A 21,800-nucleotide genomic window follows, 5' to 3' on the forward strand; every position below is an offset into this window, starting at 1 on the left:
AAGGGCCTTTCAGATCAGCGAGGGCGGTGGATATGTGCGCTTTGGACGATGCCGAAGGCGGCCATCAGGACCAACATGGCCGATCCGCCATAGCTGACCATCGGCAACGGTACGCCCACCACAGGGGCCAGCCCCATGACCATCGACATGTTGACCGCAAAGAATAGGAAGAAATTCAGAGCGATCCCGAGCACGACCAGTGAGGAGAACCGATCTTTGGTCGACAGCGCCGTGACCATGCAAAAGATCAGGATCAGGGCATAGAGTACCAGCAGGGTGATACCGCCGACAAAGCCGAATTCCTCTGCCAGCGTTGTGAAGATGAAATCGGTGTGCTTCTCGGGCAGGAAGTTCAGGCGTGATTGGGTGCCTTGCATGAAGCCCCGACCGTTCCAGCCACCCGATCCGAGCGCGATCTTGGACTGGGTGATGTGATAGCCTGCCCCCAATGGGTCTGTGGACGGGTCCAGAAACGTATCAATGCGGCGGAACTGATAGTCTTTCAGCAATTGCCACTCGGTCCCCCGACTGTTGAACACGGTCGCAATCAGGCCGACGACCGCAGCGATGACAGCAGCGAAATAGGCCCAGTGCACACCAGCCAGAAACATGAGCCCGCCACCGGCAGCCAGTAACAGGATCGAGGTTCCGAGATCCGGTTGCCGCAAAACCATGAAGGTTGGGATCAGGATCAGGATCACCGGTAGGATCACCCAAAGCGGGCGCGATGTTTTGTGTGACGGCAGCCAGTCATAGTAGGCCGCCAGCAGCATGACCAGCGTGACCTTCATGACCTCAGAGGGTTGCAGCCGCATGAACCCCAGATCGATCCAGCGTTGCGCGCCCATCCCAACGGTGCCAAAAAGCTCAACAAAAACCAGCAGGGCGATAGCGCCCAGATAGGCCAGCACAGACATGTTCCGCCAGAACCAGATCGGCACCAGCGCGACGATGAACATGACCGTGAGGCCCAGACCAAACCGTTCCATCTGAGGTTCGGCCCAGGGCATCCACGACCCACCTGCCACTGAATACAGCATCAGGAACCCGGCGCTCGCCGTGCTGATCAGCAACAGGGTCAAGGGCCAGTTCATGTACAGAAACTTGCGGAACCCCGATGGCGTGGATTTGACGTTATACTCAAGATAGCTCATGCGCGGTCCTTTTCGTCAGGACGCGCTTTGGGGCGACGATCGCCCTCAAGCCTCTTTTGCTGTTCCTTGATGCGGTCGCGGTCGGCAACCGGATAGGCCTCAAGTGGCGGGGTGCCGTTGTAAAGCGCCTGTAGCATGATATCCCGCGCGACGGGGGCTGCAGCTTTTGATCCGCCACCGCCATGTTCCACCACCACGGCAATTGCGTATTTGGGGTTGTCATAGGGCGCAAAGCTGACGAACAGGGCGTGGTCGCGCCGTTCCCAGGGCAGATCTTCGTTGCGGATCACACCGGCGGCCCGTTCAGCCTTGGTGATGTTGCGAACCTGGCTGGTGCCGGTCTTACCCGCCATACGCAGATCATCCGCGATGATCCGGCTGCGATAGGCCGTCCCGCGCCGGTCGTTCGACACCGACCACATCGCCTCGCGAATGTAGCGCAGGTTGGTCAGGCTGATCGGTAGCGCTTCACCCGCGCCCGAGGGCTGTTCGACTCCGTTGATCGACCGCACCAGTCGGGGCGCAACGGCGCGTCCCGTGGCGATCCTTGCGGTCATTACGGCCAGTTGCATGGGCGAGGCGAGCATGAAGCCCTGCCCGATGGACGCGTTGGCCGTATCACCGATCAGCCATTCCTCGCCATGAACCCGCTGTTTCCATGCCTGATTGGGCGCCAGCCCGGCGCGCACGGCGGACATGGGGATGTCATGCTTGATTCCCAGGCCAAGGATGTTGGACATCTCAGATATTTTGTCGATGCCGACCTTGATCGCCACGTCGTAGTAATAAACGTCGCAGCTGCGTTTCAGAGATGTATTCAAGTCCACCATGCCATGACCGCCGCGTTTCCAGCAGTGGAAGCGGCGGCTGCCGACTTTCAGATGGCCGGGACAATAGACGGTATTACCGGGGCCCACGACACCAGCTTCTAGTGCGGCCAGTGCGGTGACCATCTTGAAGGTCGACCCCGGCGGATAAGTGCCCTGAACTGTCTTGTTGGCCAGCGGGCGATACTTGTCCTGTGTCAGGAACTGATAATCTGCGACTGAGATACCGCGCACGAACAAGTTGGGGTCGAAACTGGGGGCCGAGGCCATCGCGCGCAGATCGCCGGTTTCGCAATCGATCACAACAGCGGCGGCGCTTTCCCCGGCCAGTCTTGCCTGTGCGTATTGTTGCAGGTTTGCGTCGACTGACAATTGTAGATCGGCACCGGGCTGACCCTCCTGCCGATCCAACTCGCGCATGACACGGCCTGTCGCGTTGACTTCGACCCGTTTGGACCCGGCCCGACCGCGCAACGAGATTTCCTGTTTTGCCTCCAACCCGACCTTGCCAATCTGGAACCGAGGGATGCGCAGCACCGGTTCGGGGTCTTCGATCTGGCTGAGGTCATAGTCGCTGACCGGGCCAACATAACCGACGATATGGGCGAAATCCTCGTATCTGGGATATTGCCGGGTTGAGCCGACCTCGGGCGTCACGCCAGGAAGTGCAGGTGCGTTCACCGCAACTTTCGAGATATCCTCCCACGTCACCTGATCGGCCAGTGTGACCGGCAGGAATGGGGCCGAGCGGCGTATCTCGGTCTTGGCGCGCTCTATCTCATCCTCGGTCAGCGGGATTAGGTTGGACAGCTTGGCAATCACCTTGTCCAGATCACCTGCATCTTCGGGAACGATCACGATACGATATGATGGCGTGTTCTGCCCGATGATCTGACCATTGCGGTCATAGATCCGACCGCGTGTTGGTGGGATCAGGCGCAGGTTAATGCGGTTTTCTTCGGCCAAAAGCCGGTACTGGTCGGCTTGTTCAACCTGCATGAACCGCATCCGCGCGGCCAGCCCGCCGACAAAGGCGGCTTGCAAACCGCCCAGTATCAGCGCCCGACGCGGGAGGCGTTTATAGGCAAGGCCTTGCGCTTTGGATTTGCGTTGCTTCATGCCCGCGCCCCCGCAACACTAGCGTCCGCCGCTGATATCCTGCGAACGCCGAACACGGATTGGCTGAGAAGGACGATCGCAGGATAAGCTGCAATCGTCACGATCAGCTGGAACAGAACGGGTCCGAAGGCAGCTTGGTCGACAGATACGAGGGCCAGCAAAATACGATTGCCGAGAAATACCGCTGTAGTGACCATGCTGACGGATATCCATTCACCGATGAACCCGGCGTCTCGCATGCTGGGCGCGGCTGCATTCAGATAGGCCGCGCCGAGTACGATCAAAGCCGCCAGCAATCCGGGTGGGCGTTGCAAGAGCAGATCTGCCATCAGCATCACAGCCGCAATCAACAAGGTTGGAACATATTCTGGGCGGCGCAATACCCACGCAAAGGTCAGCGCGATCATCACATCCGGAAAGGGCCAGCGATCCGGCTGTGCGTTCAGCGGCAGCAAGTGCAGGAAAAGAACAAGAAACGCCATCAGGACGTAAAGCCCGCGCATGGCCCAATTGTAAGAGGCGGGTCTATCCATCGCCTGCCTCCTCGGATGTCAGCGACGCTTCGGGTTGTGTGGGTCCTACAACCGTGCCGGGGTCCCGAATGGTTGGGGCTGCATTGAAGCGCAGAACCCGCAGAAACTCTAGCCGCTCAAAATCGGCAGACAGGCGCACGCGCAGGCGGCCCCCCGGGTCCTCTGCGATTTGCCCGATGAGCAGCCCGGCAGGAAAAACGCCACCATCCCCGGACGTAATCACCCGGTCCCCGGGGCGCACGAGTTCCCGATTCTCCAGGAACTCGGCCGCGGGGGCAGGCGTGTTGTCGCCTGCAATCAAGGCGGTTTGCCCCGAAGGCTGGATGGTTGCCGGTATCGCGCTGGAGGCGTCGGTCAACAAGATCACTCGCGCTGTATCGGGCCCCACTCCCGAGATACGCCCTACCAGTCCGATCCCGTCCATCGTGGCCCAGCCATCAACGATCCCATCCCGTGCGCCCACGTTCAACAGAACGGACTGCCGAAACGGAGAGCCGCTATCGGCCATCACCACACCGGTGATATAGGTCAGGCGTGGATCAAGACGCACATTGTTCAGATCCAAAAGGCGCGCGTTTTCCTGCTCTAGCTGCAGCGCGGCCTCTTTCCACGCACGCATCAGGCGCAATTCGCTGCGCAGCTCTTGATTTTGTTCGCTGAGGCTTTGGTAGCTTTGAAAGTCACGCACCAAATTTACTGTTGCCGTGACCGGGACCATGGCCCATTCCATTGATGGAACAACGGCGTCCACCACCTGTGCGCGGAACCGTTCGACCCTTGGGCTGTCAATGCGCCAGACAAGGAAGATGCCCAGCAAGCACAGTATAACAATCCCCAGCAACAGTCGGCGCAGCGGGGTCGTGTAGTCATCGCGCTGTGATCGGTCTTTTGCCACAGGTTACCTTCCCGTGCTGCTCGTGCCGAATTTACCCTACATTCAAAGGGTGCGCGCCTTAGCTTTCGTAGTCAATCGCGTGGCGCAGTTGTTTTTCGTATTCTAGCGCTTTGCCAGTGCCCAAAGCCACACAATTCAGGCTTTCATCGGCTATCGACACCGCCAGACCGGTCTGTTCACGCAGTGCCAGATCAAGATCGCCCAACAAAGCACCCCCACCGGTCAGCATCACGCCCCGGTCGACAATGTCCGCTGCCAGATCGGGTGGTGTGGTTTCCAAGGCGGTCATCACGGCCTCACAGATCGCCTGCACAGGTTCTGAAAGCGCTTCGGCCACCTGAGCCTGGCTGATCTCGATTTCCTTCGGTACACCGTTCAACAGGTCGCGGCCTCGGATATGCATCGACTGGCCGCGGCCATCGTCGGGCATGCGTGCGGTGCCGATGGTTGTTTTGATCCGCTCAGCCGTGGACTCACCCACCAGCAGGTTCTGCTGACGGCGCAGATACGAGATGATCGCCTCATCCATGCGGTCTCCGCCCACACGGACCGAGCGGGCATAGACGATGTCACCTAGCGACAGAACGGCAACCTCGGTTGTACCGCCACCGATATCCACGACCATGTTTCCGGTCGGATCGGTGATGGGCATCCCTGCGCCAATCGCCGCGGCAATTGGTTCGGCAATCAGACCGGCGCGGCGGGCCCCCGCAGACAGAACCGACTGACGGATCGCGCGTTTTTCCACTGGTGTCGCGCCATGGGGGACGCAGACGATGATCTTGGGTTTAGAGAATGTCGAGCGTTTGTGCACTTTGCGAATGAAGTGCTTGATCATTTCTTCAGCGGTGTCGAAATCGGCGATCACACCTTCGCGCATTGGGCGGATGGCCTCGATCGAACCGGGCGTCCGGCCCAGCATCAATTTGGCGTCTTCGCCGACGGCCAGAACCTTTTTGACCCCGTCTTTGACGTGGTAGGCAACAACGGACGGTTCAGACAGGATCACACCGCGACCCTTGACATAAACCAGCGTGTTTGCTGTCCCAAGGTCGATGGCCATGTCCGAAGTGAACAGGCCGCCCAGATTGCCTAAGATCCCCATGTTTCCCCTGATCCTGTATGTCAGTTTTTCTTCTGCCCGCGACTCGACGGTTCCGGGACGGATGACTTATAGGGTGCCAACTCGCCCGGTAAAAGGGCTGATTCCGTGACAATCAGCACCTTTTCGCCTCATTGGTAAGGACTTTAGAAGGCAAAATGCTCTCATATCAACATATTTACCATGCAGGAAATCTGGCTGATGTACAAAAACACGCTTTATTGGCGTCGGTTCTGCAGTATCTGACCCGCAAGGACAAGCCGATCAGCTATGTCGAGACCCATTCCGGGCGCGGTCTGTACCAATTGGACGCGGTCGAGGCGCTTCGAACTGGCGAAGCCGCAGCCGGGATCGAACGTGCTCGGCGTGAGGCATGGTTCGGTGCTGATCATCCAATGACACAGGTGCTGCAGGCGACACAGGCGCGATATGGCGCAGCGGCCTATCCCGGGTCACCTCTGATCGCGGCGCAACTATTGAGGGATCAGGACGCGCTGCATTTCGCAGAGATGCACCCGCAGGAGCATACAGCCCTGTCACTGGCGGTGTCGCCGTTTGGCGCGAAGACCTACCAGCAAGATGGGTTTGAACTGGCGCAATCCCTGCTGCCACCGACTCCTCGGCGCGGGTTGATGCTGATTGACCCCAGCTATGAGGTGAAGGCCGATTATGCGCGCTTACCGGGGCTCATCGCCAAGTTTCACCACAAATGGAATGTCGGTGTGATTGCCTTGTGGTATCCGATCCTGACGGATGGGCGCCACACTTCAATGATCGAGGCGCTGAGGTTGCAGAAATACCCCAAAGCCGTCTTCCATGAAGTGCAGTTCCCGCCTGCGCGGAATGGGCATCGAATGGTTGGGTCGGGGATGTTCATGTTGAACGCGCCGTTTGGTATTGAGGAAGAGATGACCCGCCTTTCGGATCGGTTCGCGTCTCTTGGAGCTGTTGAACGTTACACGAACCTGATCCAACCGTCATAGTATGACCAGGAGTGAGATGTTCGCCCCAAGTCAGATGATGCACCTGCCTGAATTGTTCCTTTGCAATGAAATTGGCGGCAGCGGCGGATCCACGCTGTAGATCACCTTCGTTGCAACACGCGTGCAGGGACAAGATGCGGACAAACCGGACTTATGCACCTGCCGCTTTCGCCGAAGCAGAAAATCTTCGCGACCGCAGCACTCAAATTTCAATTCTGCCCTGGACTTCACCGAACCGGTCGTTTGGAGGAAAGGGCTTCAGCTATCCCAATCCACCCGTTGTCCGACGCAAGATCGACACCAAGAAGCACCAATGCAATCTGCCTTACTTCCTTGGGCAAAATCCGCTTTGCGCACTTCGTATTAGCATCAGAGGCATGACGACAAACTCAAGCCCAAGACAGCGAACTCGGCAGGCCCGTCAGAGGCTTTTGATCAATGAGTAGCCTATGCGCTCTTGCGGATAATCAAGTTTCCCAGAAATGCATTCAACTTCTTGGTGCGTTTTTTGCCGTCAAGGACATCCACCAACGCTTCTGCCATGTCCGTTAGGGGCTGGCGATAGGTTGTCAGTTCGTAATGCGGGCTGGAGGCTTGAGGCGCGTTGTCGAAACCAGTAACAGCGATGTCCTCGGGCACGCGCAGACCGAGCTCAAAGCGGATCGCGTCGATCGTTCCCATAGCCAGTGCATCGTTTTCGCAGACCAGAACGTCCGGTAGCTCGGACTTTGGTGTATCCCGGAACCACTCAGCCACAAGATCGTATGCCATCTTGGGATCATACCGGTCGACCGACGCGAATTTGGGACGTGATCCTGTGGTCCTTTCCCATTGCGAAAGAAACGTTTCCTTCCGTTGAAGATGTGCCGATTGAGATTGCGGGCCTGCGATAAATAGCGGATTGCGATAGCCCGCCGAGAAGACATGCCGCGTGATCGCGGTCATGGCAGCGCGGTCATCGCAGCAGATAGAGATCGTGTTGTCATTGCTGGACATACGGGCAAAAACGATCAGTTTCTTGACCCTTTTAGCCCCAAGCGCGGTTTCAAGGCTTTGGTCATTGAAACTGACCCCAATGAGGACAGCCGCATCTACCCGTCTTTGGCTTGCATTGAGCAGGGCGGCCGAGGCGTCTTCTTCGTCGCTCGTGTTGACGAGCAGGGTGTCATAGCCGTTCTTTCGCAATATGCGCGTCAGGCGCTCCATCATGATCAGCTTGTGCGGGTTGGCAAAGTCATCGACCAGAAGCGCGACGAGGTTGGTTCGGTCCGTCGCAAGACTGGTTGCCAGCAGATCCGGGACATAGCCAAGCTCCTCGGCTGCCTTCATAACCTTTTCGCGTGATTTGGCAGAGATTGACGCGTCCTTCTTGAAGGCGCGATTCACTGTCCAGCGGGACACGCCAGCAAGCGCTGCGACATCATCTGCTGTAGTGGATCCTCCCTGATCGTTCATCTTTTTCGCAGACCTCCCAGCGCTCGAAACTCTTGGAATCACAAACGATCCATGCCCGGTACTCTGTGCAAGGCTAGCAGGAATTTGCACGCGGGTGCAAATTTTTCTTGCACGCGGGTGCAGAAATGTTGATGGTCTCTCTCAAACGAGAATCGGGAGGTCTCAGGATGCGGGTTGGATTGCTCGGCGCAGGGCGCATCGGAAATGTTCATGCACAGGCGATTTCTTCGCATCCGGAGAGCGAACTGGTCGCGGTTTCGGATGCGTTTGATAAGAACGCCCAGGCTCTGGCGAAGAGTTATGGCTGTGAAGTTCGCACCTCGGATGAGATCATCGCAGACACATCCATCGATGCCGTCCTTATCGCAACGTCGACCGACACGCACTCCGACCTGATCGAAGCAGCCGCAGCAGCAGAGAAGGCAGTCCTTTGCGAAAAGCCTGTGGACCTCAGCCTCGAACGCGCATCGGCCTGTCTTGGCAATGTCGGCGACAAGGCCTTAAACATCATGATCGGTTTCAACCGCCGCTTTGATCCGAGCTTCGGCGCGCTCAAGGCAGCCATCGACGCGGGTGAGATCGGCAAGCCTGAGTTGCTGTCGATCACGTCCTTTGACCCCGCCCCGCCGCCGGTCGAGTACATCAAGGTTTCCGGCGGCCTGTTCCGGGACATGATGATCCACGACTTCGACATGGCGAACTTCATCATGGGCGAAGCGCCCGTGTCCGTAAGCGCCGTCGGGACATCGGTGGTCGATCCCGCCATCGGCGCGGCTGGTGACGTTGACACCGCTGCTGTGACACTGACCTACGCGGACGGTCGCATTGCTGTGATCAAGAATTCCCGGCGCGCGGTCTATGGCTATGACCAGCGGGTCGAAGTGCTCGGCTCAGAAGGTTTGCTTCAGGCACAGAACGTGCTCGAGAACACACTGGTTAAATCCACGACGGCTGGCGTCAGCAGTGCCAAGCCCACATATTTTTTCCTCGAACGCTACATGCCCGCCTACAAGGCCGAATGGGCCGCTTTCGTGGAAGCCGTTCAGAGCAAGTCGGACATGCCAGTCAACCTGCACAACGGCGTCGAGGCATTGGCCATGGCTGAGGCCGCGACGCGCTCTGCGCAGAGAGGCCAGCCCGTCGCAATGGCAGACGTTTTAGAGATTTCGGGTCGCGGGGAGGCGGCCTGACAAGAGGCACTCGTCCTCTCGGGGCGATGCGAAATGCGCGACGGAGTCGCGTGAAAGAGCCGCCGGGTGACCGGCGTGAAAGGCAAACCAAGGGAGGATCCCAAATGAAAACCTTTTTGAAAGGCGCGGTCGCCGCCACGGCCATCGCTGTCGCAGCACCCGCCGTTGCCCAGGACATCTCGGTTGTTGTCCACGGTCAGGCCAACGATGCGTTCTGGTCCGTCGTCAAGGCCGGCGTCGATCAGGCCGCTGCCGATACCGGCGCGAACGTGTCTTACAACTCGCCTGAAACCTTCGACATGGTTCTGATGTCGCAACTGATCGACGCTGCCGTGAACGAAGAGCCCGATGGCTTGATCATCTCGTTCCCCGACCCCGATGCGCTCGGGCCCTCGGTTGAACGTGCGATTGCGGCTGGCATCCCTGTCATCACCATCAACGCCGGTGGTGCGCAGGGCAAAGAGCTGGGCACGGCGATGCACGTGGGCCAGGACGAATATGACGCAGGTGTCGCCGCTGGTGCAGCGCTTGCCGAAATGGGAGGCACGAACGCGCTCTGCGTGAACCAGGAAGTCGGCAACATCTCTCTCGACCAGCGCTGTGCTGGCTTTGAGGAAGGTTTCGGCGGCACCGTGACGGTTCTGCCGACTACCAACGATCCGGCGGAAATCGAATCCAAGGTTGCCGCTGCTCTGGCATCCGACGAAAGCGTCGACACCGTGATGGCACTGGGCGCATCCACGGCTGGTGAGCCTTCCGTTGCTGCAGCGAAAGCTTCGGGCCGCGACGTGAATGTCGCCACGTTCGACCTTTCGGCTGGCTTCCTGCAGTCGATCGTTGACGGCGATGCCGCCTTCGCTCTGGACCAGCAGCAGTACCTGCAGGGCTACATGGGCGTCTCTATCATGGCGTTGCAGGCCAAGTACGGCCTGATGCCGGGTGGCGACGTGGCTTCCGGCCCGAACCTGATCACCGCCGACAAAGCCGCGCAAGTGATCGAACTGTCCGCTCAAGGCATCCGCTAAGCCTTTAGCGAAGAGCAAAAGTGAGTGGCGCATGTGTGTGCCACTCACAAGCCAAAAGGGGGAGGGAATCCAATGAGCGACACGACACCGAATTCAATGACAGACGAAAGGATCAAGGCAGAGCCTTTGCTCTCACGTCTGATGAAACGGCCCGAGCTTGGCGCCATCGCGGGTGTTGTGCTGGTGGCTATCTTCTTCGTGATCACCGCCGATAGCGCGATGTTCACCACTTCGGGCATCATCAACTTTCTGACACCCGCCGCACAGCTTGGCATCCTCGCAATCGGTGCCGCGATGCTGATGATCGGCGGCGAGTTCGACCTCTCCATCGGGTCCATGGTTGCCTTCGCCGGTCTCTTCTTTGGGGTCTGCGTCATGGTTTGGGGCTTGCCCTTGATAATCGCCATTCCTCTGACTTTCCTGTTCTCGGCTTTCGTCGGGGCGATCAACGGGCTCATCGTGATCCGGTCTGGCTTGCCGTCCTTCATCGTGACTTTGGCGTTCCTTTTCATCCTGCGCGGTCTGTCGCTCGTCGGCTTGAAATGGGCGTCCGGAGGCTCAACCCAGTTGCGCGGTGTACGTGATGCGACCGAGAACGATTGGCTTGCACCTGTCTTCTCCGGGGATGCCTTTCCGGCTCTCTTCGGCTGGCTGGCCGAACGCGGTCTGGTCGAGACCTTCAAGAACGGCACGCCCAAAGTCACGGGGATCCCGGTTGAGATCCTTTGGTTCATCGTTCTTGCCTTGGCTGCAACTTACATCCTGCTTCGCACACCCGCCGGCAACTGGATCTTTGCAGCGGGCGGTGACAGCAGCGCAGCCTCAAATTCGGGTGTGCCAGTAAACCGGGTCAAGATCTCGCTCTTCATGGTCACGGCTTGCTGCGCTGCGCTTGTCGCCATCATCACCGTGATCGACGCAGGCTCGACCGACGCGCGTCGCGGTTTCCAGAAGGAATTCGAGGCGATCATCGCCGCGGTGATCGGCGGCTGCCTTCTGACTGGCGGTTACGGGTCGGCCATCGGGGCCTTCTTCGGCTCAATCATCTTCGGGATGGTGGTTATCGGCCTCACGTACACCGACTTTGACCAGGATTGGTTCCAGGTCTTCCTGGGCGGCATGCTCCTGATCGCGGTTCTCTTCAACAATGCCATTCGCAAGCGCGTCACGGGGGAGCGTTGATATGACCGAAGACAGCAAATTCCACCACGGCGATGTTGACGATAGCGTTGCCCCAATCGTCCAGATGAAGGACATTGAAAAGCACTTCGGCAACATCATCGCGCTTGCCGGTGTCAGTTTTGATATCCGCCCCGGCGAATGCCACTGCCTGCTGGGCGATAACGGTGCAGGTAAATCGACCTTCATCAAAACAATGTCAGGCGTGCACCAGCCTACGCATGGGGAAATTCTGTTTGAAGGCAAGCCGATGAGTTTCGCCACACCGCGGGATTCTATGGAAGCGGGTATAGCAACCGTGTTCCAGGATCTCGCAATGATCCCGTTAATGTCCGTATCTAGGAACTTCTTTATGGGGCGCGAGCCGACGAAAGGGCGCGGGCCGATGAAGCGTTTCGATCTGGAAACGGCGAACGAAATCACGATGGCCGAGATGCGCAAGATGGGCATTAACCTGCGTGCGCCCGACCAAGCGGTTGGCACCCTTTCAGGGGGTGAACGCCAAACGGTTGCCATTGCCCGTGCCGTGTATTTCGGAGCGAAAGTCCTGATCCTCGATGAACCGACCTCCGCACTTGGCGTGCGTCAAACCTCCAACGTGTTGGCGACAATCGACAAGGTGCGCAAGCAGGGCATCGGAGTGGTCTTCATCAGCCACAATGTCCGACATGCGCTAGCAGTTGGAGACAGATTCACTGTGCTAAACCGTGGCAAAACGCTTGGAACCGCAAAGCGCGGTGAGATCAGCCCAGAAGAGTTGCAGGATCTCATGGCTGGGGGCCAAGAAATGGCCCAGCTCGAAGGGTCGCTCGGCGGGACAGTTTAGCGAAGCTTGCCGAATACCACTCGGATTCCTCCCAAGGATAAAAAAGTGGTCAGTGGGGCTGGTGAGAGAAGTCTTATCGGCCCCACTTTTTCAAAATGACGTTTAAGGCACGGACAATGACAAAAATTGACCTCATCACCATTGGTCGGTCCTCGGTTGATCTCTACGGGGCGCAGATTGGCGGACGACTGGAAGATATGGGGTCGTTTGACAAGTATATTGGCGGCTCGCCCACCAATATCGCTTGCGGCACGGCGCGGCTGGGCCTCAAGTCGGCGGTGATTACTGGTGTCGGCGACGAGCATATGGGCCGGTTCATCGTGGAGCAGTTGCAGCGCGAGGGCGTCAACACTGACGGCGTCAAGACCGATCCGGACCGATTGACCGCGCTTGTGCTTCTGGGCATCCGCGATCAGGAACAGTTCCCATTGATTTTCTACCGCGAGAATTGCGCGGATATGGGTTTGACGGCTGATGATATCGACCCGGACTTTATTCGTTCAGCCCGCGCGGTTGTAGCAACGGGGACGCATCTGAGTCACCCGCAGGTAGAGGCGGCAACCATCAAGGCTCTGGAACTTGCTCGTGCAAACGGACAGCAGACCGCGCTCGACATCGATTATCGCCCGAACCTATGGGGTGTGGCCGGGCATGGCGATGGCGAAAGTCGCTTTGTCGAAAGCAAAGCGGTCACGGCGAAACTGCAATCGACGTTGCACCTTTTTGATCTGATCGTCGGCACCGAGGAAGAGTTCCACATCGCGGGTGGTTCAACCGATACGATCGCTGCACTGCGCGCGGTGCGTGCGGTGTCTGGCGCGACGCTGGTGTGTAAACGCGGCGCGGCAGGCGCGGTGGCCTTCACTGGCGACGTACCGGACAGTCTGGATGATGGGCAAGCGGGCCCGGGTTTTCCGATCGAGGTGTTCAATGTCCTGGGGGCTGGCGACGGCTTTATGTCTGGCCTGCTGAAAGGCTGGCTGGATGGCGAGGACTGGCCGACGGCATTGAAATACGCGAATGCTTGCGGTGCTTTTGCAGTTAGCCGCCATGGGTGCACGCCAGCGTATCCATCATGGGAAGAGCTTCAGTTCTTCTTTGATCGCGGGATCAAGCGGCCCGATCTGCGCAACGATGCGGAGCTTGAACAGGTGCACTGGGCCACGAACCGTGCGGGGGATTGGGCTTCGGTCAAGACCTTTGCCTTTGATCACCGGCTGCAACTGGAAGAGATGGCCGGCTACACGCTGGAAAAAGGCGGCGCTTTCAAGGAACTTTGTCTTGAGGCGGCCTTGAACGTGCAAGGCGGACGATCAGGCTTCGGTATCCTTTGCGATAACCGGATCGGGCGATCTGCGTTGCACAAGGCCACAGGTACCGGGCTTTGGATTGGCAGACCGACGGAACTTCCTGGGCCTCGGCCCATCGAATTTGAGCCGGAACTGGGCGAAGATCTTGGCGGTTTGGGCGAATGGGCGCGTGAAAACGTCGTTAAGTTGTTGGTCTTTGTGCATCCCGATGATGACGCGGAAACGCAAGAAAAGCACCTGACGCGCGTGAAACGCATGTTCTCAGCCGCGCGGCGCAACGGGCTGGAGTTCCTGCTCGAGATCATCCCGTCGAAAGTTGGTCCTGTGGATGATGATACATCTGCCACGCTGATCCAGTCCTTCTATGACGCGGGCGTTTATCCTGATTGGTGGAAGCTGGAGCCATTCAAGACAGATGCCGCTTGGGCAAATGCGGTCGACGCCATCGAGCGGAACGATCCGCGCACCCGTGGCATCGTGGTTCTGGGCCTCGACGCGCCGGAAGCCGAATTGGCGGCAAGTTTCGCGCTGGCGGCCAAGCAGCCGCTGGTCAAAGGCTTTGCCGTAGGGCGGACGATATTCGGCGATGCTGCACGCGCTTGGTTGAAGGGTGAGATGTCAGATGCCGCGGCCGTGGCTCAGATGTCCGAGCGCTATACACGGCTCTGCGAAATTTGGGACAAGGCGCGGGCTGATGCTCGTCTGAACGTGGAGTGATCTAATGGGTAAGACAATCCGACTGACGGCCGCGCAAGCCATGGTGCGCTATATTGTGGCGCAACAGAATGACGATGGCGCGCGTTTCATCGAAGGCTGCTGGGCGATCTTCGGTCATGGCAATGTGGCGGGGATCGGCGAGGCTCTGCATGCTGCCAAGGACGACTTCCCGACATGGCGCGGGCATAACGAGCAGACGATGGCGCATGCCGCCATCGCCTATGCCAAGCAATCAAATCGGCGCAAGGCGATGGCCGTGACGTCCTCGATTGGTCCTGGTGCTGCGAACATGGTGACGGCTGCCGCACTCGCACATGTGAACCGCCTGCCGGTTCTGCTCATCCCCGGAGATGTCTTTGCGAATCGTGGCCCTGACCCTGTCTTGCAACAGGTCGAGGATTTCTCTGACGGCACCGTGACCGTGAACGACTGCTTCAAGCCGGTAACGCGCTATTTTGACCGCATAACGCGGCCAGAGCAGTTGCTGACAGCCTTGCCACGCGCCCTCCGCACCATGACCGACCCGGCGGAGTGCGGTCCGGTTTGCCTGTCGTTCTGTCAGGATGTGCAGGCCGAAGCCTATGACTACCCCGAGAGCTTCTTCGAGCCAAAGGTCTGGCGTCAGCGCCGTATCCGCCCCGATGAAGCCGAGTTGGCTGAGGTTGCCGCGCTGATCCGCGCAGGCAAGCGCCCCGTGATCGTGGCGGGCGGCGGTGTGCATTATGCGCAGGCGACCGAGGTGCTGGCGGGTTTTGCCGAAGCGCACAACATCCCCGTTGTCGAGACGCAGGCGGGCAAGTCGGCCCTGCCTTGGGATCACCCCCTCAATCTTGGGCCCATCGGTGTTACTGGGGGCGAAGCGGCCAACACGGTCTGCGCCGAGGCAGATGTGGTGGTCGGCATCGGAACCCGCTTTCAGGATTTCACCACCGGATCATGGGGACTGTTTGCCAATCCCGAACGCAGGCTGATCTCGCTCAACGTTGCGGCCTATGACGCCATGAAGCACGGGGCCGTACCGTTGCAATCGGATGCGATGGTCGGCCTCAATGAATTGGGTGCGGCGCTTGGCGGACACCAATCTCCCGGCAAAATCGACGGGCTGAAACCGGACTGGTTCGCCAAGGTCGATCCGCTGACCGACGCGCCTGAAGGCAACGAACTTGCCACCGACATGCAGGTGATCGGGGCTGTCCAACGCGCTGCAGGCGAAGACACGGTGGTGATGTGCGCCGCAGGCACTATGCCGGGCGAACTGCACAAGCTGTGGAAGGCGGGAAAGCCGGGCTCTTACCACATGGAATACGGCTTTAGCTGCATGGGCTACGAGATCGCTGGTGCCATGGGTATCAAGATGGCCCAGCCGGAGCGGGATGTTATCTGTTTTACTGGCGACGGCACCTATATGATGGCCAATTCCGAGATGGCGACAGCCGCGATGAAGGGTGTCTCCTTCACCGTCGTGGTCACCGACAACCGCGGTTATGGCTGTATCAACCGGCTGCAAATGGGCACCGGCGGGGCGGAGTTCAACAACCTGCTGGATCACGCGATCGGCGGCGAAAACTCCAACATCGACTTTGCCAAACACGCTGAAGCGATGGGCGCGAAATCCGTCAAGGTCGCCTCGATCGCTGAGCTGGAGCAGGCGTTGGCGAAACGCGGCGATGTCAAAGGCCCTTACGTGGTCGTCATCGACACCGATCCTTATCCGTCCACGGAACCCGGTGGAACGTGGTGGGATGTCGGCGTGCCAGAAGTCTCCGAGCGGGCCGAGGTCAACGCGGCCCATGAGAAATACATCCAAAACAAGAAAACCCAGCGAGCAGATTGATGAGTGTAAAGATCGGAATATCCCTGATCGCGTGGCAGAACGACGATCTGCCGGAGCTGACTGCGGCCTTCACCACCGAAGGCGCCATGGAGGATGCGGCCAAGATCGGCTATTCCGGCGTTGAACGTGGCCGCCGGATGCCCACCGACACTGAAGGTCTGCGCGCTTATCTCGACCGCTACGGCGTTGCGTTGTGCGGCGGCTGGTGTTCGGGCAACCTGATGGTGGCCTCGGTCCACGAGGAAAAGGAGGCGATCCGCCAGCAGGTCGAACAGTTCGCTGCGCTGAACGCACCCTGCATCGTCTATGCCGAGTGTTCCAACACGATCCAGGGAAACAACGGCCAACCCGTCAGCCAGCGCCCCAAGCTCTCGCGCGACGAGGTCATGGCCTATGGCGCCAAGCTCTCGGAGCTTGCCAAATGGTCCGCCGACGAGGGCTGTGTGCTGAGCTATCACCACCACATGGGCGCGATGGTGCAGGACGCCGAAGACATCGACTGGTTGATGGAGGGGTCAACCGAGGATCTGACTCTGCTCTATGATACCGGTCATCTGCATTTTGCTGGGGCGGACCCCGTCGCGGTGCTCGAAAAGTGGGGCCACCGGGTTCACCACGTCCACTTCAAGGACGTGCGCCAGCCCGTGCTGGATTGGGTTCGGGCCGAGGACCGCAGTTTCCTCGATGGCGTCGCGGCAGGCATATACTCGGTCCCGGGCGACCCAGAGGGCTGCATCGACTTCCAGACGATCACCGACAAACTCAAGGCCATGGACTATGCCGGCTGGATTGTCGTCGAGGCGGAACAGGACCCCGCCAAGGCACCGCCATATGAATACTCGAAGCTTGGTTTCGACCACATCACCGAAATCTGTGGCCGCTCCGGTCTGACCATCGAATAGAGAGACCTCGATATGCCCGATCTTCTCAGAAAACCCTTTGGTACACGCGGCAAGGTGCACCAGATCACGCCGGAAAGCGCCGGGTGGCGCTACGTCGGGTTCTCTCTCTACCGCCTGCGCGCGGGCGATACCGCCGCCGAGGCGACGGGCGACCGCGAGGTGATCCTCGTGGTGGTCGAGGGTAAGGTCGCGCTCACCGGCGCAGGGCAGGATTGGGGCGTTCTGGGCGATCGCATGAATGTCTTCGAAAAGACCCCGCCGCATTGCCTCTACCTGCCAAATGGCACGGAATGGGCGGCCACGGCCGAAACCGATTGCGTTCTTGCCGTCTGTTCAGCGCCCGGCATGGGCGGCCACGAAGCGCGCCGGATCGGGCCCGACGGGATCACGCTCACCGAACGCGGCAAGGGCACCAACACGCGCCACATCAACAACATCGCGATGGAGAACGAGGATTACTGTGACTCGCTTCTGGTCACCGAGGTGTTCACCCCCGCGGGCCACTGGTCGTCCTATCCCAGCCACCGCCACGACGAGGATGACTTCCCACGCATCACCTACCTCGAAGAGACTTACTACCACCGCCTGAACCCTGCGAACGGTTTCGGCATCCAGCGCGTCTATACCGACGACCTGCAACTCAACGAAACCATGGCCGTGGCAGATGACGACGTGGTCCTCGTCCCGCGCGGCCACCACCCGTGCGGCGCGCCCTACGGCTTCGAAATGTACTACCTCAATGTCATGGCCGGGCCGCTGCGCAAATGGCGCTTTGTGCCTGCATCTGAGGTCGAATGGATTATGGAACGGGACGCCTGAGATGACCGCAAGATTTCAACTCGCCGCCTGCGCAGAGATGCTTTGGCAAAACAAACCGATCGCTTGGCGCGCGGCGAAGCTTCACGAGATGGGCTTTGGCGTCGGTCTGTGGAACTGGCCCGAATGGGACCTGGACGCGCTGCAGAGAACCGGCGCGAACTTCACCATCATGAACGGCTACCTCGAAGGACGCTTGACCGACGACGAGGGCGCCGAGATGCTTCTGAAATCGGCGCACGAGACAGCGCAGGTTGGCAAACGGTTGGGTGTTGACCGTCTGAACCTGCATGGCACCGGGCTTGGCGATGGCGGCATCCCGATCCCGCGCCACGGCACGTTTGCGCCCGGGATGGAACTGCGCGCACGCGACACGCTCAATCGCATCTGCGACATGGCCGAAGAAGAGGGCGTGACGTTTACGCTCGAGAATCTCAACCCGCTGGACCACCCGGGATGCCCGTTCGGATCCACCGAGGCCGTGCTATCCCTTGTGTCCGCTGTCAACCGCCCGCAGCTCAGGATCAACCTCGACCTCTACCACACCCAGATCGGAGAAGGGGATTTGATCCGCTGGTGTGAAGCCTGCCTGCCATGGATCGGTGAGGTCCAGGTCGCAGACAACCCGGGCCGCTGCGAGCCAGGAACAGGCGAAATCAACTATGCGGCGGTTGCGCGCGCTTTGTCTGAACTAGGCTATTCCGGCCCTGTCGGCATGGAGGCGTTTGCAAAAGGCGACGAGGACGCCGCGCTGGAAGCCTTCCGGGACGCATTCACGCTTTAGGGTTCGGATGCCGGCAGAAACATGCTGCGGTCTTCGCTGAGAATCTGCTCCAAAAGGTCCACAACGGCGCGAACGCGGCGGGCAACGGCCTGGTTTTCGTGCCAGACAAGCCAGTAGCTGCGCGTTACGGACAGAGCCCTTACCAGTCATTGCCGCTCAGCGTTGGCGCTGCGGACGCATTCGGCAGCTTTCTGCGGCGGTCTCAATGGATCGACGCAACACTTCACTTTGAGAGCAAAGATGGAGTGTTGGAATGGCCTATCGACGTCGAATTTATTTTACAGAGAAGCAAATGGCGGAGATCTGGGATCGGTGGCAACGCGGAGAGTCGATGAGCTCGATTGGTCGACTGTTTGATCGGAACTCCTCGTCGATCTATCACCGCGGGCCCAATCCTGCTGAAGCTCGAACACGAACTGCAGCGAATTCATCGGGATTGCACCTGCTTGAACCAGGCGGTCCATCGCGCGCTCGTGGGCTTCAGGCGTGACGTCACCGCAAGCATCAGCCGGGATATAGCGGTTTGGACTGGGTTTGAAGGGCAGCGTACGAGCCAGTCACTCATTCATGTCGCTGCTGTCGGGGCCCCGCGAACGCGGGAACCCTATGCTTGGACGTTTTTTGCTCAGGTCAGGTCTTTGTAGCTGATCTCGCGCGCATCGGCCCCCGGGCCTGCTTTTTCCCGGCGGACGATCAAACGGTTCAAGGCGTGGATATAGGCCTTGGCCGATGCCACGACCGTATCGGTATCCGCTGATTGGCCTGTTGCGATCATGCCATCCTCTTCCAGGCGCACCGAAACGGTCGCCTGCGCGTCTGTCCCTTCGGTCACCGCATGCACCTGATAGAGTTGCAGGCGGGCTGTGTTTGGGTGGATTGCGCGGATGGCCTTGAACGCGGCATCAACCGGGCCGTCGCCATGTTCGGTTGCAATAATGTCCTTGCCATCCATTTCCAGCTCGACCGTCGCTTCGGCTTGCCCGCCGGTACCGCAGGTGACCTTCATTGACACCAGTTGCAGATAGTCATCCGCCTCATCCAGGGTCATCAGCGCGATCAGGTCGTCGTCGAACACTTCTTTCTTGCGGTCGGCCAAATCTTTGAACCGTACAAAGATGTCGCGCAATTGGTTGTCGCCAACCTCGAAGCCCAGCGTTTCCAGCTTGTCGCGCAACGCAGCGCGACCTGAATGTTTTCCCAATGGCAAAGAGGTGCCCGACAGGCCGATATCCTCGGGGCGCATGATTTCGAAGTTTTCGCGGTTCTTGAGCATCCCGTCCTGATGGATGCCGCTTTCATGTGCAAAGGCGTTCTTACCGACGATGGCTTTGTTGAACTGCACGTTGAAGCCTGACACCGTCGCCACACGACGCGAGATATGCATGATCTTGGTCGTATCGATACCGGTGTGCCAGGGCATGATGTCATTGCGTGTGCGCAACGCCATGACGACCTCTTCCAAGGCTGTATTGCCTGCACGTTCGCCCAGACCGTTAATGGTGCATTCGATCTGGCGCGCACCCCCGGCAACAGCGGCCAGAGAGTTCGCAGTCGCCATGCCAAGGTCGTTGTGGCAATGGGTGGCAAAAACCACCTCATCCGCGCCCGGTACGGTTTCGATCAGGCGTTTAATCAGGTCAGCGCTTTCGACCGGAGCAGTATAGCCCACGGTATCGGGGATGTTGATGGTTGTAGCACCGGCCTTGATGGCAATCTCGATCACGCGGCACAGGTAATCCCATTCGGTCCGCGTCGCGTCCATCGGCGACCACTGCACGTTTTCGCACAGGTTGCGCGCATGGCTGACCGTTTCGTGGATCTTGTCGGCCATCTCGTCCATGGTCAGATTTGGGATCGCGCGGTGCAGCGGGGACGTGCCGATAAAGGTGTGAATGCGGTTTTGTTCGGCGTGTTTCACCGCCTCCCAACACCGGTCAATATCGGCAAAATTGGCGCGCGCGAGTCCGCAGATGCGGCTGTTTTTCGACCTTTGGGCAATCTCAGATACTGCTTTGAAATCGCCTTCGGATGCGATTGGGAAACCGGCTTCGATAATGTCGACGCCCATCTCGTCCAGCAGCTCGGCAATCTCCAGCTTTTCGGCATGGGTCATCGTGGCGCCGGGGCTCTGCTCTCCGTCGCGCAGAGTGGTATCAAAGATCAAGACGCGGTCTTGGTCGGTCACGTTGGTCATGGGATTCTCTTTCTTCTTCTGTCCTAAAGCCTATGGCGCGCTGGCGTCCTCCTCTGAGCGGGCGCGCCGGATGGCACGCTCAGAGGCGGATTAGGATCAGTAGGCCACGCAGCGACGCACCGCGAAGGGCGGTGTCGGCAACAAGGATATCTGCGCGGTTGATCATGGGATCAGGTTATACAGAGCGCACGGCGAATGAAAAGAACCAAAATTTAGCCAGGGCCGATTTGCTGAGGTTTCTTTTGCACATGTCATTGAACTGAAGGTGCAGACCACTAGGTCGCCCAATATGCAAACGGCTTTGATCATTGGCGCATCAGGTGGCATCGGCAGTGCGCTGAGTCATCGGCTCACTGCGCAGCATGTGGCGGTGACAGGATTGTCGCGGTCAGGTGACGGGTTCGATCTGACTGAACCCGAGGTAGCCCTGAAAACACTTGATGCTTTTAAAGATCGGTTCGATTTGGTTCTGGTCGCGTCTGGAGCTTTGGAGATTAATGGCGCGCAGCCTGAAAAGACTATGCGCGCGGTGACAGCGCAGGCCATGATGGATCAGTTCGCTTTGAATGCGGTTGGACCGGCATTGGTTCTGAGCCGTGCGCATAAGCTGCTGACTCGAAACAGGCGCTCTGTGATCGCGGTGCTTTCGGCGCGGGTTGGATCGATCGGGGATAATCGCATGGGCGGTTGGGTCAGCTATCGCGCGTCCAAGGCGGCGGTTAATCAGGTGGTCCACACAGCCTCGATTGAACTGGCCCGCACGCATAAGCAAGCGATCTGCGTCGCGCTGCATCCCGGCACCGTTAAAACAGCGTTCACACAGAAATATCTTGGTCGCCATCCCGCGGTTGAACCGGATACAGCTGCCGAAAACCTTCTGAGTGTCATCCAGGGACTGACACCGGAAGACACAGGCGGGTTCTTTGACTGGTCAGGTGCGCGCGTACCGTGGTAG

General features: G+C 59.1%; 18 protein-coding genes and 1 pseudogene. 12 read left to right on the forward strand and 7 right to left on the reverse strand.

Annotation, left to right across the window (positions count from 1 at the left end; translation table 11 throughout):
* Positions 1–14 precede the first annotated feature (14 nt).
* From rodA to AC2FGE_RS10030, 5 genes are read right to left on the reverse strand one after another with little or no spacing between them, the layout of a single operon-like run.
* Positions 15–1,154 carry a rod shape-determining protein RodA gene (gene rodA, locus AC2FGE_RS10010; RefSeq protein WP_496819074.1) on the reverse strand — a complete coding sequence of 380 codons (1,140 nt, stop codon included), beginning with the start codon at positions 1,152–1,154 and terminating at the stop codon, positions 15–17.
* Positions 1,151–3,100 carry a penicillin-binding protein 2 gene (gene mrdA, locus AC2FGE_RS10015; RefSeq protein WP_496819076.1) on the reverse strand — a complete coding sequence of 650 codons (1,950 nt, stop codon included), beginning with the start codon at positions 3,098–3,100 and terminating at the stop codon, positions 1,151–1,153. Before mrdA ends, rodA begins: the two co-directional genes overlap by 4 nt.
* Positions 3,097–3,633, reverse strand: a complete 537-nt coding sequence (locus AC2FGE_RS10020) for a rod shape-determining protein MreD (RefSeq protein ID WP_496819077.1) — start codon at positions 3,631–3,633, stop codon at positions 3,097–3,099. The genes mrdA and AC2FGE_RS10020 overlap by 4 nt, the downstream gene beginning before the upstream one ends.
* On the reverse strand, positions 3,626–4,528 hold the full coding sequence (mreC, locus tag AC2FGE_RS10025; RefSeq protein ID WP_496819078.1) for a rod shape-determining protein MreC: 903 nt from the start codon (positions 4,526–4,528) through the stop codon (positions 3,626–3,628). The genes AC2FGE_RS10020 and mreC overlap by 8 nt, the downstream gene beginning before the upstream one ends.
* A 58-nt stretch (positions 4,529–4,586) precedes the next feature.
* Complete coding sequence (locus AC2FGE_RS10030; RefSeq protein ID WP_170535929.1) at positions 4,587–5,633, reverse strand: rod shape-determining protein; 1,047 nt, start codon at positions 5,631–5,633, stop codon at positions 4,587–4,589.
* Between the two features lie 155 nt (positions 5,634–5,788).
* Between AC2FGE_RS10030 and rlmJ the strand changes: the two genes are divergently transcribed.
* Entirely contained in the window at positions 5,789–6,613 is an 825-nt protein-coding gene (rlmJ, locus tag AC2FGE_RS10035) for a 23S rRNA (adenine(2030)-N(6))-methyltransferase RlmJ (protein ID WP_496819079.1), read from the forward strand.
* Between the two features lie 447 nt (positions 6,614–7,060).
* Here the strand turns inward: rlmJ and AC2FGE_RS10040 are convergent, their stop codons facing one another.
* On the reverse strand, positions 7,061–8,068 hold the full coding sequence (locus tag AC2FGE_RS10040) for a LacI family DNA-binding transcriptional regulator (RefSeq protein ID WP_496819080.1): 1,008 nt from the start codon (positions 8,066–8,068) through the stop codon (positions 7,061–7,063).
* A gap of 167 nt (positions 8,069–8,235) precedes the next feature.
* Between AC2FGE_RS10040 and iolG the strand changes: the two genes are divergently transcribed.
* The 10 genes and pseudogenes from iolG to AC2FGE_RS10090 form a co-directional block, all read left to right on the forward strand.
* Positions 8,236–9,258, forward strand: coding sequence for an inositol 2-dehydrogenase (gene iolG / locus AC2FGE_RS10045; protein WP_496819081.1), 1,023 nt, complete (start codon positions 8,236–8,238; stop codon positions 9,256–9,258).
* 104 nt (positions 9,259–9,362) lie between these two features.
* Positions 9,363–10,283 (forward strand): substrate-binding domain-containing protein, encoded by a 921-nt coding sequence (locus AC2FGE_RS10050; protein WP_496819082.1) that lies wholly within the window; start codon positions 9,363–9,365, stop codon positions 10,281–10,283.
* A 72-nt stretch (positions 10,284–10,355) separates the two neighbouring features.
* Positions 10,356–11,465 (forward strand): ABC transporter permease, encoded by a 1,110-nt coding sequence (locus AC2FGE_RS10055; protein ID WP_496819084.1) that lies wholly within the window; start codon positions 10,356–10,358, stop codon positions 11,463–11,465.
* 1 nt (position 11,466) lies between these two features.
* Entirely contained in the window at positions 11,467–12,288 is an 822-nt protein-coding gene (locus tag AC2FGE_RS10060; RefSeq protein WP_496819085.1) for an ATP-binding cassette domain-containing protein, read from the forward strand.
* A 116-nt stretch (positions 12,289–12,404) separates the two neighbouring features.
* Positions 12,405–14,315: a bifunctional 5-dehydro-2-deoxygluconokinase/5-dehydro-2-deoxyphosphogluconate aldolase gene (locus AC2FGE_RS10065; RefSeq protein WP_496819086.1), complete on the forward strand. Its 1,911-nt coding sequence runs from the start codon at positions 12,405–12,407 to the stop codon at positions 14,313–14,315.
* A gap of 4 nt (positions 14,316–14,319) precedes the next feature.
* On the forward strand, positions 14,320–16,149 hold the full coding sequence (gene iolD, locus AC2FGE_RS10070; protein WP_496819087.1) for a 3D-(3,5/4)-trihydroxycyclohexane-1,2-dione acylhydrolase (decyclizing): 1,830 nt from the start codon (positions 14,320–14,322) through the stop codon (positions 16,147–16,149).
* The gene (iolE, locus tag AC2FGE_RS10075) at positions 16,149–17,051 is read left to right on the forward strand and encodes a myo-inosose-2 dehydratase (RefSeq protein ID WP_496819088.1); all 903 of its coding nucleotides are present in this window, start codon (positions 16,149–16,151) and stop codon (positions 17,049–17,051) included. The genes iolD and iolE overlap by 1 nt, the downstream gene beginning before the upstream one ends.
* 12 nt (positions 17,052–17,063) lie before the next feature.
* Positions 17,064–17,870 carry a 5-deoxy-glucuronate isomerase gene (iolB, locus tag AC2FGE_RS10080; protein WP_496819089.1) on the forward strand — a complete coding sequence of 269 codons (807 nt, stop codon included), beginning with the start codon at positions 17,064–17,066 and terminating at the stop codon, positions 17,868–17,870.
* A 1-nt stretch (position 17,871) separates the two neighbouring features.
* Positions 17,872–18,651 carry a TIM barrel protein gene (locus tag AC2FGE_RS10085; protein ID WP_496819090.1) on the forward strand — a complete coding sequence of 260 codons (780 nt, stop codon included), beginning with the start codon at positions 17,872–17,874 and terminating at the stop codon, positions 18,649–18,651.
* Between the two features lie 253 nt (positions 18,652–18,904).
* Positions 18,905–19,051 (forward strand): annotated as a pseudogene (locus tag AC2FGE_RS10090) (IS30 family transposase); the annotation flags it as partial.
* Between the two features lie 225 nt (positions 19,052–19,276).
* Here the strand turns inward: AC2FGE_RS10090 and AC2FGE_RS10095 are convergent.
* Positions 19,277–20,845 carry a 2-isopropylmalate synthase gene (locus tag AC2FGE_RS10095; protein ID WP_496819091.1) on the reverse strand — a complete coding sequence of 523 codons (1,569 nt, stop codon included), beginning with the start codon at positions 20,843–20,845 and terminating at the stop codon, positions 19,277–19,279.
* Positions 20,846–21,134: 289 nt separating this feature from the next.
* Between AC2FGE_RS10095 and AC2FGE_RS10100 the strand changes: the two genes are divergently transcribed.
* Positions 21,135–21,800, forward strand: a complete 666-nt coding sequence (locus AC2FGE_RS10100) for an SDR family NAD(P)-dependent oxidoreductase (protein WP_496819092.1) — start codon at positions 21,135–21,137, stop codon at positions 21,798–21,800.

The sequence above is a fragment of the Ruegeria sp. YTSA075 genome (assembly GCF_059610245.1).